This window comes from Leeia aquatica, from assembly GCF_012641365.1.
GTDB classification, from domain to species: Bacteria; Pseudomonadota; Gammaproteobacteria; order Burkholderiales; family Leeiaceae; genus Leeia; species Leeia aquatica.
This window is the reverse complement of the sequence record NZ_JABAIM010000001.1, coordinates 1,174,356-1,189,908: the sequence shown is the minus strand read 5'-3', so window position 1 is coordinate 1,189,908 and position 15,553 is coordinate 1,174,356. Positions and strand designations below refer to the sequence as shown.

The window sequence follows — 15,553 nt, the reverse complement described above, 5'->3', positions numbered from 1 at the left end:
TGAAGAGAGGACTACGCCCCGGCCGCAGCCGGGGTACAACACATCAGAAGCTGTGGGCCAGGATGAACATGTAGCGACGGCCCGTCTTGCCAGCTTCGCCAAACCAGCCACGGCCAATGTCATTCTTGATTTGGTTAAAGCGCAGATGAACACTGGTACGCTTGGACAAAGAATAGTTGGTCTGGAAGGCAAACTCTTTGGCACCGTCATCGCTGCCGTACTTACCCTTCTGGTCACCGGCTTGGCCGTATGCGGCACGGAAGGACAGCTTGTCGGAGGCGGAGTAGGTTGCGCCGATTTCCCAGTAGTTGCGCTTCTCGCCCAAGCCATTGCCGCTCAGCTTGGTCTGTTTCACCCCACCATAAATACCAAAGTTGCCGAAGCTATAACCCATTTGCCAGACGATGGAGCTCAGCTTGTTGCCATCGGTGCCAGCATTGTCGCCTTGGTATTGATAGCCCAGTGACGTGTTGAAGCTACCATTGGCATAGGCAAGACGTGAGGAGAATGACTGGCTGTTTCGGCCAGTGCTGTTTTTGTTCTCTGCGGTGTAGTACATGGCGGAGGCGCTGAAGCCACCAAAGTCCGGTGAGTCGTAGCGGATACTGTTGTCGACGCGGTCGCCGTTTTTCCAGGTCTCGTAGCCCCCGGAGGTCTTCAACGGGTCACCTGCATCCATGATTTTGCCCATACCAGCAGAGGACAGAGGCCAGTCTACAATTTCATAGTATGGGGTGAGCATCTTGCCCAGTCGAACCTGACCGAAGCTGCCTTTCAAACCAATAAAAGTGTCATTGCTACCGAAAATGGCAGAAGGATTCCATTGGTTGGTGGATTCGCCCTCATTGATCTTGGCACCGATTTGCCAAATAGTGGACAACCCATTGCCCAGATCTTCGGTGCCGGTGAAGTTCAAACGTCCGTCGATAGCGATCAGATTGTCACGTACATTCTTGCCGGTGATGTCTTCGTATGATACGTCAGCCTCAATCCAGCCACTGATGTTGACGTTGCCGGAGTCGGCGTAGGCGGTGTGAACGGCGAAGGCAGATGCCACCGCCAAAGCGAGTGCGCGTTTCATGCTAGTTTCTCCAAGGTGGTATTATAGTTGCTTGCTGCTTGTGTTCAGCCTGCCCGCGCCAGTGTGTGATCTCCGACTGCGGCCAAGCTGAATGGTTTTACCGTCAAATCTTTGTTTGATCGGCTATTCTTTTGCCACTCCACGATCTTTTGTATGGATATGGCTTAAATACCAATATGAGTCCAATGTAAAACAAATCAGAGACGAGGCAAAGCTTTTCCTGCAGCATCGAACAGGTGGAGATGCGTTTCTGCAACATGCAGCCGCATCAGGTCGCCAGCCTTGAGGTTGCTGCGGTCGCCAGGCAGTTTGACCGCCAGAATGTCATTGACACCGGGCAGTTCGACGTAGGCCACCATGGAGTCCCCCAGATGCTCCACCAGGTCAATGCGCACCTGCAGGATGCCTGCTTCGGAGGGGCTGAGATGCTCGGGGCGGATGCCCAGTGTCAGTGCGCTGCCGGAGCTGAGCCCGTCGGTGTGACGCCCGCTGAGCTGGACCGTCTGGCCATCTGGCAGGGCCAGCTTCAGCACGCCATCCTGCTGCCCTTGCAGGGTGACCGGAATGAAGTTCATCTTGGGGGAGCCCAGGAAGCCGGCCACAAACAGATTAGCCGGGTGGTCGTACAGCTCCAGCGGGGTGCCAACCTGCTCGATATGGCCACCGTTGAACACCACGATGCGGTCGCCCAGCGTCATGGCCTCCACCTGATCGTGCGTCACGTAGATCATGGTGGTGCCCAGCTCCTGATGCAGGCGGGAGAGCTCAATCCGCATCTGCACCCGCAAGGCAGCGTCCAGGTTGGACAGCGGCTCGTCAAACAGGAACACCTGCGGCTTGCGCACGATGGCGCGACCAATGGCCACCCGTTGCCGCTGGCCACCGGACAGTGCCTTCGGCTTACGGTCCAGCAGGTGGGTAATTTGCAGGATCTCGGCCGCCCGCTTCACCATGCGCTCGACATCGGCTTTGGGTGTACCGGCCAGCTTGAGGCTGAACGCCATATTGTCGTAGACGCTCATGTGCGGGTAGAGCGCATAGCTCTGGAAGACCATCGCCACGCCACGCTTGGCCGGGGCAATGTCATTGGCCAGTTGCTCGCCGATGAACAGCTCGCCACCGCTGATCTCTTCCAGCCCGGCAATCATGCGCAGCAAGGTGGATTTGCCACAGCCGGAGGGGCCAACGAACACCACGAATTCACCATCGGCGATGTCGAGGTCCACCCCGTGAATCACGGCCTGCTGGTTATCGTAGGTTTTCTGGATATTGCGTAAACGGAGGTGCGCCATGTGTGTACTCTCAAAGTTCAGTCGGTCAGGCTGCGGCAGCCAGCGGGGCGGGCATGCGGCCAGGGGCTTCACAGTCGCCTTTCAGCCAGCTGATGCAGGCTTGCAGCGCTTCCGGGTGGAAGCCGTAGCTGATCAGGGCCGGGGCATCAATATCGTTGGCCTGGTAAGGGTTCCATAACACCAGATGCAGATCGGGTTGCCAATGCTGCTGGCTGGCGGTGTAGCGTTCACGCCCGGTACTGGCCAGCACGGTAAACAGGCCATCCTGTGGCAGTTGTTGCCAGTCCAGCTCGCTGACGTGCTCATATTGCACCACGTCCAGCGGGAAGTGCGGGGCCAGCGCCTCGACCAGTTCCTGCCCACGAATACCGGCTTCCGACACACCATCGCCAGGTACTTCGCGTGCCACCAGCAAGCGGATTTTCTGGCCCGGGTGGGGGCGTTGCGCATTGCCATGCAGAGTCAGCCCGCGCAACCAGCCCTGCAGCATGACGGCACGGTCACGTGCGTCCTGACTCGGGGTATAGGCGTGCGGCTGGCTGGGGAAGCGTGCGGCCATCTCCTGCAGGCGCTGCCGACTGGTGCGGAGCGCGGCGGCATCCAGTGCCCCTTGCTCGATGGCGGTTTGCACGGCATCGACTGTGGCTTGGGTTTCTGCGGCGTCGGCCATCACCAGCACCATGTCCGCTCCGGCCTGCAGGGACATCACCGCTCCGGCGGGTTGACCGTAGACATCGCGGATCGCCTTCATGTTCAGTGCATCGCTGATCACCACACCCTGGTAGCCCCACTCCTCACGCAGCAGGCCGGTGAGGATGGACGGCGCCAGTGTGGCCGGGCGTTCGGCATCGAAAGCCGGGTAGACGATATGGGCTGTCATCAAGGACGGTGATTCCGGCAGCGCCAGCGCGAACGGGGCCAGCTCGTACTGCTCCAGTGCCGCACGCGGCTTGTCGACGATCGGCAGCGCCAGATGGGAGTCGACATCGGTATCGCCGTGGCCGGGGAAGTGCTTGAGGGCGCAGGCCACGCCACCACGCAGGCTGCCGCGCTGCCAGGCCAGCGCCAACTGGGTGGCACGTACCGGATCCGCGCCGAAGGAGCGCTCGCCGACGATAGGATTGCGCGGGTTGTTGTTCAGGTCCAGCACCGGTGCAAAGTTCCAGTTGATGCCCAGTGCGGCCAGACCATGCGCGGTGGCTTCGCCCACCCGCTCGGCCAGCTGTTCATCGTCGGCCGCGCCGAGGCACATGGCGGAAGGACCCAGTGGCAGGAACCAGGCACGCACGGCGGCGCCACCTTCCTGGTCGATGGCAATCAGGGCGTGCTCACCCATGATGTCACGCAGCTTCTGCACCAGCGCCTGGGTCTGAGCAAAGCTGTCGATATTCTTGCGAAACAGGCATACGGCACGGATGCCGTTGCGGCGGATCAGGTCTTCAGTCACCGGGTCCAGCGTATGGCCCCAGATTTCAATCATCATGTGCTCGCCAGCGCGAAGCGGGTACGTCATTTCTGTCTCTCCAAGGTAAGGCCAGGCTGCGTTGGCGGCCTGTTTCGGTTAGCGGCCTGCCAAACCCCATGCCATGCTTGGGCAGGGTCTGAAGGCGGGGTCGGGGCAGCCAACCGGTCAGTGTGTTCAGGCTTACTTCACTGCACCCTCCATCCCGCGCATGAAGTAGCGCTGGGTAAATACAAACACCAGCAGGATGGGCACGATGGCAATCACGCATCCGGCAGCGGTTAACCGGAATGAGGACTGGAAGGCGCCAAACAGCTGCAGCACGCCAGTGGCCATCGGATATTGATCCGGGCTGGTCAGCACGATGCTGGGCCACATGAAGTTGTTCCAGCTGCTGACAAGGGTGAAGATGGCAAGCGCGGCCAGGTGCGGGCGGGTCAGCGGCAGCACCACCTTGTAGAAGATGGCAAATTCACTGGCACCGTCGATACGGGCGGCGTCGATCAGGTCCTGCGGGATTTCCTCAAAAGCCTGCTTCATCAGAAAGATGCCGAAGCCCGTGGCGACGGTGGGCAGGATCACGCCCAGGTGCCCATCGGCAAACTTGATGCTGGCCAGCGCTTCCCAGCCAGTGCTGTCCGCCAGCCACATCATCAGCTGGTTCAGCTTGGCCATGATCACGTAGTTGGGCAGAAAGTTGACCTCAGCCGGCAGCATCATGCTGACCACAATGATGGTGAACACCAGATTGCGGCCCGGAAAGCGCATGCGCGACAGCGCATAGGCGGCGGTACTGGACAGGAACAGGGTCCAGAAAATGGTCCAGACCGAGATCCACACCGAGTTCTTGAAGAAGGTACCGATGCTGAATTGCTCGAAGACCTGGCGGAAGTGCTCCAGGGTCAGGCCGCGTGGCAGTAGCGGCGGCGGAAAGTCGAAGACGCCTCCTTCAGTCCCCAGTGCCGTGTTGAGCAGCCAGAGGAAGGGGTAGCAGGTGAACAGCGCCAGTGCCAGCAGGATGCTGTAATGCAGCACCTTGTTGCCAGTACGCTGCAGGGTTTTACGGGTTCTCAAATCCATGATGCGTCCTGATGACCTGGTTTAACGATGGCTGGGGCGGATGAAGCGGAAGTTCAGCCACGCCACCAGCAGGCACAGCACCGCCAGTACCACGCCAGCGGCGGCGGCACGGCCCCATTCACTGCTGCGGAAGCCCATCTGGTACACATAGAACAAGCCGGTATAGGTGGCATTCAGTGGACCACCTTTGGTGATCACCCAAGGCTCTTCCACACACTTCAGCGCTGCGGTGGTAGACAGCACCGAACAGATCAGGATGGAGGGCTTCAGCATCGGCAGGGTGATGCGCCAGAAGCGCTGCCAGGCGTTGGCACCATCCAGAGTGGCGGCTTCCTGCATTTCCTGCGGGATGGCCTGCAGCCCGGCCAGATAGATCACCATGTAGTAGCCCAGACCGCGCCAGAAGGTAACAAACATCACCGCAAACAAGGCAATGCTGTCGTCGGTCAGAAAGCCGATGGGTGCATTGATGGCATGCAGGAACTGCAAGGTCTGATTAATCAGCCCGTCTTCACGGTACATCATGGTCCAGACAATGCCGATCACCGCCACCATGGTCACCACCGGGGTGTAGTAGGCTGCGCGGAACAGGCGGATGCCCGGTAGTTTGTTGTTGACCAGGACGGCCAGCACAATGGCGGCCAGCTGGATCAGCGGCACGATCAGCAAATAGGTCAACGAATTCTTCAGTGCCATGTGGAACAGGTCGTCCTCCCACAGGTATTTGAAGTTCTCCAGACCCACCCAGTCCGCCCGGACCGAGGGAAAATAGTCATAGAAGGACAAGGCTGTATTGAACAACACCGGGATCAGGGTGAAGGCCAGCAACAGCAGCAGGGTAGGGGCCAGAAACAGGTAACCCTGCAAGGTCCGGAAGCGGTCAGGTTTCACGGTGTACTCTCTCTCAGGTGGTGCTTGGCCGGGCCGGTAAACCGGCCCGGGTGCGACAGTTACGGTGTGGCTTTCAGGCGTTCATTCCAGAACTCGGCAGCTTCATCCAGCGCCAGCTTGGGGTCTTTCTGCCCGGTGACTGCAGCCTCAATGGCGGTTTGCAGCTTTTTGGACAGGGTGGTGACGTTCGGTACCCCGACCAGCTCCAGCGTCCGCACATTGGGTGCAACCCGAGCTGCGGTTGCCCGTGCGACGTCCAGTGCACCGGGGTTCTTGGGCAGCTGGGTGAAGAAGGGATCGGCCAGCGCCCCTACCGTAGACGGGTACGTACCACCGGTGGCCTTGGAGAAGGCCAGCTGGTTGATGTCATTGGTAATGAACTTGGCAAACTTCACGGCCTCTGGCAGTTTGGCCTTGTCGGTGGTGACCGGGATGGCGAAGGTGAACAGGTAGCCCCCCTTGGCAATCTTGCCTCCCCCCAATGGTGCGGGTTGTACCACCGTGCTGGCGTAAACCTGTTTGGCATCATCCCGAGTGCGGGACAAGGCGGACGGCGCCGCTTCCATCATGCCGAGCTTGCCGGCGTTATACAGTTTGATGGAATCCTGGAAGTTGTCTTCCGAGAACAGGCTGTCCTTGGCCAAAGCGCCGCTTTTGTAGGCGTCGGCCAATTTGCGCACCAGCGCCACATGCTGGGGTGAGTTGAAGACGGCCTTGCCATCCTTGACCAAGGCCAGGCCTTCGCCCTGGAACACCCCAGACATCTTGCCTAGTTGAGGCAACAAGCCCGGCTGGCCGGTTTTGGCACGAATCTGCTTGGCAAAAGCCAGCTGTTCGTCCAGCGTGCGGGGAGGCTTGCTGGCATCCAGCCCGGCTTTCTTCAGCAGATCGGCATTCAGCGCCAGCACGTTGGCGTTGTTGTACCAAGGGAAACCATAGAGCTTGCCCTTGAAGGTCACGTCCTCCAGCGCGCCACGCACATAATGCGAGCGGTCGGCACCCATCTGCTCATCCAGCGGCAGAATCATCCGCTGCTGGGCAAAGCGGAAGGTTTGCGGGACATCCATATTGACCACAGCTGGCGCATTGCCGGCGGCTAGCGCCGCGGCCAGTTTCGGCTCGAAATTGTCCCAGTCAATGTCTACCCAGACCAGATCAACATTCGGGTTCTGTGCTTCGTAGGTTTGCTCCAGCGCCTTGAAGTAGCCATCAAACTTTGGATGCAGGCTGTTGGTCCAGAATTCCAGCTTGATCTTGTCGGCCATCGCGGAGGTGGCGGCGAGCGCAAGCAGGCCACTGCTTACCCATCGGTTCAGCTTCATGTGACATATCCTTTGCTTGGAACAGCAAATGCGGAATAGGGGCGTGCGCCGACTGCCCGGGTGTGCCCGGGCAGTCAACCTTCAGCTGGATTTACTTCTTGGCCAGCTTCTCGTTCCAGAAGGTGGCGGCGTCATCAAGCGCTTCCTTGATGTCCTTCTTGCCGGTCACCCCTGCTTCCACTGCGTCCTGCAGGCGCTTGTTGAGGGCTTCGAAGTCCGGCAGACCCGGCACGCCCCACAAGGTACGGATGTTGTCGATGTTCTTGCCGCCGACCGCGCGCGCTTTTTCCAGGGCCCCCGAGCCTGCCGGCAGGGACTGGAAGTAGGCATCGTCACCCGCCTTGATGGTGGACGGGTAGGTGCCGCCAGTGGCCTTGGAGAAAGCCAGCTGCATTTCGTCGCCGGTCAGGAACTTGGCGAACTTGGCGGTGGCAGGCAGAACCTTGGCGTTGACGCCCTTGGGTACGGCAAAGTGCATCAACCAGCCGCCTTTGACCACCTTGGTCGGCCCCATCGGCGCCGGTGCCACTTCGGTCAGGGCGTAGATGTCCTTGGCGTCAGACTTGGTGCGGTCCAGCGTGGACGGGGTGCTTTCCAGCATGCCCAGCTTGCCGGCGTTGTACAGGGCAATTGAGGTCTGGAAGTTGTCTTCAGCGAACAGATTGTCCTTGGCCAGCGCGCCGGACTTGTAGGCATCCTGGAACTTCTTCAGCAGCGCGACGTGTGCCGGGCTGTTAAAGGCCGCTTTGCCCCCCACCACGATGTCCAGCCCTTCGGCCTGGAAGATGCCGATGATCTTGCCCAGTGCAGGGGCAAAACCCGGAACACCGGTCTTGGCCGCAATCTGCTTGGCCATCATCAGCTCTTCATCCAGCGACTTCGGGGTCTTGCCCGCCAGACCGGCCTTCTGGAACAAGCTGGTGTTGTAGGCGAGGATGTTGGCGCCGTTGTACCACGGGAAGCCGTAAACCTTGCCCTTGAAGGTCACATCGGCCAGTGCGCCGGAGGCGTAGACGGCTTTGTCGCCACCCAGCAGGCCATCTACCGGCTGGATCACGCCGTCTTGTGCGTAGTCATAGGCCCAAGGCACGTTCAGGTTGACCAGGGCCGGGGGCTGGCCGGCTGCAATGGCAGCGGTCAGCTTGGCCTGGATCACGTCCCACGGCAGGTCCACCCAGACCACGTCAATGTCCGGGTTCTGCGCTTCGAACTTCTTTTCCACCATGTCAAAGTAGGCATTGAACTTCGGTGCCAGGCTCATGGTCCAGTATTCAACCTTGACCTTGTCGGCGTGTGCGCTGCCTGCGACAGCAAAACCGATCAATGCCAGACTGCTTGCCAGCTTCTTCAATTGCATGATGCATCTCCAAGGTTAGTGAATTACCGCCGCCCGATTCAGCTGTTTTCTGGACGGTCGTGCCGCCGCCCGGTGGTCCGGGCTGACGGAAACACAATGGCAGTTGCCTGCCTGCGATCAGTGCATTGCCGATCACTTGTATTGGGCAGCCTGTGGCCGCTCCGTATTGTTTTCTCTGCTGCAACAGGGCGAACCCTGCTCCGTTTTATTCGGTCCGGGTGACCTTGCTCAAATGTCGTGGCTGGTCCGGGTCCATGCCGCGGGCCTCGGCCAGTTGCGCCGCCATCACATAGAAAGCCTGGATGGCGACAATCGGGTCCAGCTCCGGCAGCACGGCGCCGGGCAGCGTCAGGTCTCGCTCCGGCACATCGTGCGGGGCCACCAGCAGCACCCGTGCACCCCGGCCACGCATCTCGGCGGCCAGCTTGCGCAGCCCTTCCAGTGCCGGACCACGGGTGGCAAAAATCAGCAGCGGGTAGCCTTCATCAATCAGCGCCATCGGGCCATGCTTGATTTCGGCACCGGAGAACGCTTCCGCCTGGATGGCCGACGTTTCCTTGCACTTCAGCGCGGCTTCCAGCGCGATCGGAAAGCTGATGCCACGACCGACTACCATGATGCGGCTGGCAGGGGCCAGTACATCCAGCGCCGCACTCCAGTCCTGCTTGCAAGCCAGCAGCAGCGATTCCGGCAGGGTGGCGATGGCTTTCAGGAACGGCTGATCGTTCTGCCAGTGTGCCACCAGACGGGCACCGGCGACCAGACTGGCAATAAAGCTTTTGGTGGCCGCGACGCTCAACTCCGGACCCGCGCACAGGCCAAAGGTCCATTCCGCGCTTTCTGCCAGCGGTGAGCGCACGTCGTTGACCAGCGCGACGGTATTGGCTCCGCCGTCGCGGAAGAAACGGATCGGTTCGATCACGTCCGGGCTTTGTCCGGATTGCGAGATGGCAACCGCCAGCGCCTGGCGGGTGTCCAGCGGCGCCTTGTGTAGGGTGACCAGCGACATCGGCAGCGAGGTCACCAGCTTGCCGATGCGAGACATCAGCAGGTAGGCCAGATAGCCTGCTGCATGGTCGGAGCTGCCCCGCGCCACCGTGACCACATTCTGAGGGGGGGCAGCGCGCAGCGCTTCACCCAGTGCCAGATAGCGTGCCTCATCCTGCTGCAACTGCAGGCTGATCATTTCAGACGTGCTGCACGCCTCTTCAAGCATCCGCGAGGTCAATCCGTTCTCCTTCCACGTACACGGCACGCAGCCGCAAATGACGGTCTACAACCAGAATGTCGGCCCAGCTGCCGGGGGCCAGACGGCCCCGGTCAGACAGGCCCAGAAAATCAGCCGGATTGCGCGACAGGCGGTTGCTGGCGTCGCTCAGGCTCAGGCCGATCAGCACCAGGTTACGCAGTGCCACGTCCATGGTCAGCGTGCTGCCGGCCAGCGTGCCATCCGGCAGGCGCACCCCGCCCAGGCATTTGGTCACGGTATGGCTGCCCAGCTGGTAGTCACCATCCGGCATGCCGGCGGCGGCCGTGGAATCGGTGACGCAGAACAGCTTGGGGATGGCGCGCATGGCGGCGCGAATGGCGCCGGGATGGACATGCAGCAGGTCCGGAATCAACTCAGAGAATTCAGCGTGCGCCAGCGCAGCGCCCACGATGCCGGGCTCACGGTGGTGGAGCGGGCTCATGGCGTTGTAGAGGTGGGTGAAACCGGTGGCGCCGTGCTGCAGCGCGGCCACGCCATCTTCATAACTGCCAAGGGTGTGGCCCAGCTGTACGCGAATGCCTTGCGCCACCACCTTCTGGATCAGCTCCAGATGGCCGGAAATCTCTGGTGCGACCGTCAGTACCCGAATCGGGGCCAGTTCGTGGTAGGCCTGCAGCTCGTCCCACAAGGCGGTGCGGGCAAAGTTGGGCTGGGCACCCAGCTTGCCGGAGTTGATGAACGGTCCCTCCAGATGCACCCCCAGCACCCGGGCAGCGTGTGGGCTGCGCTGCTGCATGCTGGCACCCAGATCACGCAGTGCCGCTTCAATGTGCTCGCGCGGCGCGGTCATGGTGGTGGCCAGCAGGGAGGTGGTGCCATGCCGGGCATGCTGCCGGGTAATCACCTCAATGGCCCCTTGACCCTGCATCACGTCACGCCCGCCGCCGCCGTGGACGTGCAGGTCAATGAAGCCCGGCAACAGGTAGTCATCCCCATTGCTGTCGGGTGACTGTGGCTGTCCCTCAATGCGGGCCACGCGCTCTGCAAAATGCAGGGTGCCGTGATACCAGCCGTCCGGGGTCAGGATGTTTCCGTTCAGCACTGCTACCTCACCGCCGCAGTTCTGCGACAAAATCGTAATAATCGCTGCGGCAATAGGTATGCGTCAGCTCGATGGGAATATTGTTTTCCAGATAGCCAATCCGGGTGATCAGCAGCATGGCGGTGCCCACTTTGACCCCGGCCAGCCGGGCCTGCTCTTCGCTGGCGTTGATGGCCTTGATGTGCTGCAGGGCGCGCACAATCGGTGTGCCCGCCTGATCCAGCCAGGCATACAGTGAGTCGCCCACCTGCTTGGGATCGGGCATGCTGCTCAGAGGCAAGGTACTGGTTTCAATCGCCATCACTACGTCGTCCGCCGTCCGCAAGCGACGCAGGCGGGCCACATTGCTGTTGGGCGACAGCCCCAGCTTCAATACCTCTTCCTGCGTGGCGTGCGCCACTTCGCGGGACAACCAGCGAGAGGCCGGTTTGAAACCCCGCTGCCGCAGCTCCTCGGAGAAACTGGAGAGCCGGGACAGCGGTTGCTCCAGCTTGGGGGTGATATAGGTGCCGGAGCCTTGTCGCCGGTCGATCAGACCTTGCTCCAGCAGCAGGTCCATGGCTTTGCGCGCGGTGACGCGGGAGATACCCAGTGCCTCACAGAAAGTCCGCTCGGAGGGGAGCGCTTCATCCGCCTGCCAGACCCCGGCATTGATGGCCGCAGCCAGCTTCTGGCTGAACTGCAGGTAGAGCGGGGTGGCGTTGTCCTCGTCGGGGCGCAAGGCCAGCAATTTGTCCTGATAGTCCATCAGCACGCTTTCTGAATCAAAATGAGGGCACCTTGCATCGAATCGCCCTGTGCGGGACGAATGCGTTGACGCAGGGCTTCCGGTAGCCAGGGGGTCAGGGCCTGGGCCAGTCCACCGCACAAGGCCAGCGGCAGCGTCCCTTCCGGGTCCAGCGCCTGCGCCAGCAAGGCGACTTCCTGACCCGCCTGCTGCAGCAAGGGGCGGGCGTGAGTATCGTCGTCGCTGTGCTGCAAGACCAGCGGCGCCAGTTGGGCATAGGCGTTCTGGTCGGCTTCTCCCAGCCAGGCCATGAAGTGATCGGCACTGCCACCGCAATGCTGGATCACAGCCGCAGCCAGCGGACCATCCGGCAGGCGGCCATCCAGTGCTTTCTGGGTGCGGGCTGAGGCATGTTTGCCCAGCCAGGCACCACTGGCTTCATCGCCACTGGTCCAGCCCCAGCCGCCGACACCGCGTCGACTGCCGTCCGCGTACAGGGCCTCACCCACGCTGCCGGTACCGATGGCCACCACGGCACCGGGGGCACCGGCATGCGCGCCCAGCAGGGTGGTAAAGGCATCGGTATCCAGCTGCAGATGGCCAAAGCCGGGGGCGCGAACCTGGAAGGCGTGTGCCCACTGCGGATTGTGTACGCCGGACAGACCGAGCCCAATACCACATTCAGCAGGGTTGAAGGTCAGATGCTGCTGGTTGAAGGCTTGTTGGCACAGGCCGGTAATGGTCTGCCAAGCGGCTTCAATGCCTTGGCCCAGCGCAGAAGGACCACCGGTCTGGGTGGTCAGGATGTGGCCTTGCGTGTCTGCCAGGCACAGACGGGTACCACTGCCGCCACCGTCCACACCAATCAGATAACGCAACGCCATACGCATTCTGTCTCCATTCGGGTTGGAGGTTGAATTGATACCAGTTAGATACATGAGGCCAATGTAATACCAATGAAAGTTGAAGTCAAGCACTGATCAGAGTCGTGCGTCGGGACGCTGCTCACTCAGCCCGGGGGATGTTGCCGGGTGGTATTGTACCCTGTCCGATTGGCTCGCTTTTGCTCGGGTGACTGTATAAAATCAAGCAAGTGCTTGAACAAGGAGGCGACATTGCCCCACACCACGTATCTGGTGGATTCGCCAGAGTTTGAAGACATCGCCATCAAACAGTTTTTCGGACGCATGCCGCATGGTCTGGCTTACCAGTACCAGTTCGTCAGCATGGCTCGCCGCTGTGCGACCTTGCGTGTGCCTTACCAGCCGCAACTGGTGGGAGACCCGGTGAGCGGGACGGTGCATGGCGGGGTGTTGACTGCCCTGCTGGACAGTACCTGTGGTATTGCGGTGTTCTGTGCCTTGTCCGAGTGGGAAATGATTGCCACGTTGGACTTGCGGGTGGATTTCCTCAAGCGGGCCACGCCCGGCCTGGCGCTGACGGCCAGTGCCGAGTGTTATCGCATGACCCGCCAGATCGCTTTCGTGCGGGGCTGCATCTATCACGATGACCCGCAACAACCCATCGCCACGGCCGTGGCGACCTTCATGCGTCAAAGCAGCTGAGGCCAACATGGAACAGGATATGGAACGCCACCCGGTGTTTGTCGCCTTGGCACAATCCCGGCAGGATCATCAATATCAGCGGGTGCTGGATAGCGTACCCTATGCTGCAGGGCTGGGCATGCAGGTGACCGAAGCGGCGGGCGAGCTGTGGTTTACCTTGCCTTATCAGGAGAGGCATGTGGGCAATATGCTGCTGCCCGCCCTGCACGGCGGCGTGATTGGCGGTTTCATGGAGTGCTGTGCGCAGCTCTACATCCTGTGGCGGCAGGAAAGCGAAGCCATCCCCTTGACAGTGGATTTTGCCATTGACTATTTGCGCTCAGGCCGCGCGCAGGACACGTATGCCGCTTGCCATCTGACCCGACAGGGTAAGCGAGTGGCCCACATCACTATCGAGGCCTGGCAGGAGGATCGCAGCAAGCCGATCGCGGTGGCCCGGGCACACTGCCTGCTGACCTGACAGGCCTGTTTACGCTGCTGCAGGCCGGTGCAGACGGACCGCCAGCCCGCCTTCCGGGCGGTTGTGGAAGTCCAGTTGCAGGCCATGCAACTGGGCAATCCGCATCGCAATTGATACCCCAAGCCCACTGCCGGGCTGAGCTTGTCCTGCCGGGCGGTAAAACCGCTCGCCAAGACGGGCGAGGTGTTCTGCTGTCATGCCGGGGCCATGGTCGCTGACGGTGAGGCCATCCTTGGCCAGGGTCAGTCTGACACCGGCTTCACTTGCCGCATAGAGGCGGGCATTCTCCAGCAGGTTTCGCAGCAGCAGGCTCAGTAACATGGCGTTGCCCTGTAGCGGAAGCGGCTGGGCATCAGACCAGATGACCTGAATGGGAAAATCGTCTGCCGGGTGTGTCAGCCCCCAGTCTTCCAGCAAGGTTTCCAGCAGTTCAGGCCAGTGAATGGCTTGGGCATCGGGTACCTGCGACATCGGGTCCAGCTGTGACAGCAACAGCAGTTGCTGCAACAAACGCTCGCTACGCACCACGCCTCGCACCAGCTGTTGCAGGGCGCGCTGCTGTACCGCAGGCTCCTGCGCCAGGCTGGCGACCTCTGCCTGCACCCGCAAGGCGGCTAGCGGGGTCTTCAGTTCATGGGCGGCATCCCCGATAAAGCGGCGCTCGCGGTCGAGCAGATCCTGATAGCGGTTCAATAACTGATTGAGGGCTTGCACCAAGGGCCGCACCTCCTGGGGGGCGTCGTCGGGCAGGGGGGCAGTGTCTTCGGGTTGTCGTCGCTGTAATAGCAAGGTCAGGTCGCGCAGGGGGCGCAGGCCGGTGCGGATGGCCCAGATGAGGGCCAATAACAGCAGCGGCAGGGCCAGCAGCCAGGCCAGCTGCATGCTGCCAGTCAATTCACCGGCGACCTCCAGCCGGAATTCATGCTCTTGCCCAACGGTGACACGGAGGCCGCTATGCTGGTCCCGCGCACTGTACAGTCGCCATTGCTCACCGTGCAGGGTTACATTGCGGAAGCCCTCATGGGCGGGAAAGGGAAACGCGCCGTCAGAGCCATCACTCAAGATCAACTGTTGCTGTGCATTCCATAAGGCAAAGCCCAGTCCGTCGTGTTCCTTGCCATGCTGCCGCTGCGCCGACCCGGCCTGAGGGGCGGGTTGAATCTGTGATACCGGCAGGCGGGCATAGGCATCCAGCAATTGATGGGCAAACTGGATCTGCTCGGCATCAAACAGCTCATCGGCTTCCCGACGGGCCTGGGACCAGGCCGCAAGGACAGCCAATCCCCACACCAGCAGGGTGGCCAGCAAGGCAGACAGCAACAGGCGCCGCTGAATGCTCATGGGGCCTTGCCCAGCTGATAGCCCAGCCCGCGCTGGGTCACGATGATGTCGTTCCCCAGTTTGCGGCGCAGCCGGTGGACGTGTACTTCCACCGCATTGCTCTCCACATCGCTGTCCCAGCTATAGAGCTTTTCTTCCAGCTGCTCACGGGTCCACCAGCGCTGCCGGTTTTGCAGAAAGAGTTCCAGCAGGCTGAATTCGCGGGCACTCAGGGTAATGGTGTGTTCACCCAGCCAGACCTGTCTGCCAACCGGGTCCATCCGTAATGCGCCATGCTGCAGGGTGGCCCGGGTGTGACCGTTGCGGCGACGGATCAAGGCATGAAGCCGGGCGGCCACTTCGGCCAGTGCGAAGGGCTTGCCCAGGTAATCGTCGGCACCGACATGCAGGCCGCTGACCCGCTGTGCCAGCGTATCGCGCGCGGTCAGGATCAGCACCGGCGTGTCCAGTCCCTGCTCCCGCCAGCCTTTGAGAATGGCGATGCCGTCTTCGTCGGGCAGGTTCAGGTCCAGTACCACCGCGTCGAACGGGGCTTGCGCCAGCGCAGCCTGACCTGTGTGTCCGTCCTGAAACCAGTCCACAGTGAAACCCAGCTGGCTGAGCCCCACATGCAGGCCGTCCCCGATCAGCGGGTCATCTTCGATCAACAGGATGCGCATGGTT

15 protein-coding genes are annotated in these 15,553 nt (G+C 61.3%); 2 read left to right on the top strand and 13 right to left on the bottom strand.

What is annotated here, in order from left to right; all coding sequences use genetic code 11:
- Positions 1-43: 43 nt before the first annotated feature.
- The 11 genes from HF682_RS06135 to HF682_RS06085 all read right to left on the bottom strand — a co-directional run bounded on the left by HF682_RS06135 (position 44) and on the right by HF682_RS06085 (position 12,414).
- On the bottom strand, positions 44-1,081 hold the full coding sequence (locus HF682_RS06135) for a porin (RefSeq protein WP_168876325.1): 1,038 nt from the start codon (positions 1,079-1,081) through the stop codon (positions 44-46).
- Positions 1,082-1,278: 197 nt separating this feature from the next.
- A complete protein-coding gene (locus HF682_RS06130) occupies positions 1,279-2,373 on the bottom strand; it encodes an ABC transporter ATP-binding protein (RefSeq protein ID WP_168876324.1) in 1,095 nt (364 codons plus the stop codon).
- Positions 2,374-2,398: 25 nt separating this feature from the next.
- Positions 2,399-3,886 carry a beta-N-acetylhexosaminidase gene (gene nagZ / locus HF682_RS06125; protein ID WP_168876323.1) on the bottom strand — a complete coding sequence of 496 codons (1,488 nt, stop codon included), beginning with the start codon at positions 3,884-3,886 and terminating at the stop codon, positions 2,399-2,401.
- Positions 3,887-4,018: 132 nt separating this feature from the next.
- Positions 4,019-4,915 (bottom strand): carbohydrate ABC transporter permease, encoded by an 897-nt coding sequence (locus tag HF682_RS06120; protein ID WP_168876322.1) that lies wholly within the window; start codon positions 4,913-4,915, stop codon positions 4,019-4,021.
- A 21-nt stretch (positions 4,916-4,936) separates the two neighbouring features.
- Positions 4,937-5,806: a carbohydrate ABC transporter permease gene (locus HF682_RS06115; protein WP_168876321.1), complete on the bottom strand. Its 870-nt coding sequence runs from the start codon at positions 5,804-5,806 to the stop codon at positions 4,937-4,939.
- A gap of 59 nt (positions 5,807-5,865) precedes the next feature.
- Complete coding sequence (locus tag HF682_RS06110) at positions 5,866-7,128, bottom strand: extracellular solute-binding protein (protein ID WP_168876320.1); 1,263 nt, start codon at positions 7,126-7,128, stop codon at positions 5,866-5,868.
- 91 nt (positions 7,129-7,219) lie between these two features.
- Positions 7,220-8,485 carry an ABC transporter substrate-binding protein gene (locus HF682_RS06105; RefSeq protein WP_168876319.1) on the bottom strand — a complete coding sequence of 422 codons (1,266 nt, stop codon included), beginning with the start codon at positions 8,483-8,485 and terminating at the stop codon, positions 7,220-7,222.
- Between the two features lie 205 nt (positions 8,486-8,690).
- Entirely contained in the window at positions 8,691-9,713 is a 1,023-nt protein-coding gene (locus HF682_RS06100; RefSeq protein ID WP_240947064.1) for an SIS domain-containing protein, read from the bottom strand.
- Positions 9,694-10,797 carry an N-acetylglucosamine-6-phosphate deacetylase gene (gene nagA, locus HF682_RS06095; protein ID WP_168876318.1) on the bottom strand — a complete coding sequence of 368 codons (1,104 nt, stop codon included), beginning with the start codon at positions 10,795-10,797 and terminating at the stop codon, positions 9,694-9,696. Before nagA ends, HF682_RS06100 begins: the two co-directional genes overlap by 20 nt.
- A 7-nt stretch (positions 10,798-10,804) precedes the next feature.
- Complete coding sequence (locus HF682_RS06090; RefSeq protein ID WP_168876317.1) at positions 10,805-11,545, bottom strand: GntR family transcriptional regulator; 741 nt, start codon at positions 11,543-11,545, stop codon at positions 10,805-10,807.
- Positions 11,545-12,414: a glucosamine kinase nucleotide-binding domain-containing protein gene (locus HF682_RS06085; protein WP_205881915.1), complete on the bottom strand. Its 870-nt coding sequence runs from the start codon at positions 12,412-12,414 to the stop codon at positions 11,545-11,547. Before HF682_RS06085 ends, HF682_RS06090 begins: the two co-directional genes overlap by 1 nt.
- A gap of 225 nt (positions 12,415-12,639) precedes the next feature.
- Between HF682_RS06085 and HF682_RS06080 the strand changes: the two genes are divergently transcribed.
- Together HF682_RS06080 and HF682_RS06075 are read left to right on the top strand one after the other, a co-directional pair.
- The gene (locus tag HF682_RS06080) at positions 12,640-13,089 is read left to right on the top strand and encodes a PaaI family thioesterase (protein WP_168876316.1); all 450 of its coding nucleotides are present in this window, start codon (positions 12,640-12,642) and stop codon (positions 13,087-13,089) included.
- 7 nt (positions 13,090-13,096) lie between these two features.
- Entirely contained in the window at positions 13,097-13,549 is a 453-nt protein-coding gene (locus tag HF682_RS06075) for a PaaI family thioesterase (RefSeq protein ID WP_168876315.1), read from the top strand.
- 9 nt (positions 13,550-13,558) lie between these two features.
- Here HF682_RS06075 and HF682_RS06070 read toward each other — a convergent pair whose 3' ends face one another.
- Together HF682_RS06070 and HF682_RS06065 are read right to left on the bottom strand one after the other, a co-directional pair.
- Positions 13,559-14,890: an ATP-binding protein gene (locus HF682_RS06070; RefSeq protein WP_168876314.1), complete on the bottom strand. Its 1,332-nt coding sequence runs from the start codon at positions 14,888-14,890 to the stop codon at positions 13,559-13,561.
- A complete protein-coding gene (locus tag HF682_RS06065; RefSeq protein ID WP_168876313.1) occupies positions 14,887-15,549 on the bottom strand; it encodes a response regulator in 663 nt (220 codons plus the stop codon). The genes HF682_RS06070 and HF682_RS06065 overlap by 4 nt, the downstream gene beginning before the upstream one ends.
- Positions 15,550-15,553: the final 4 nt, after the last annotated feature.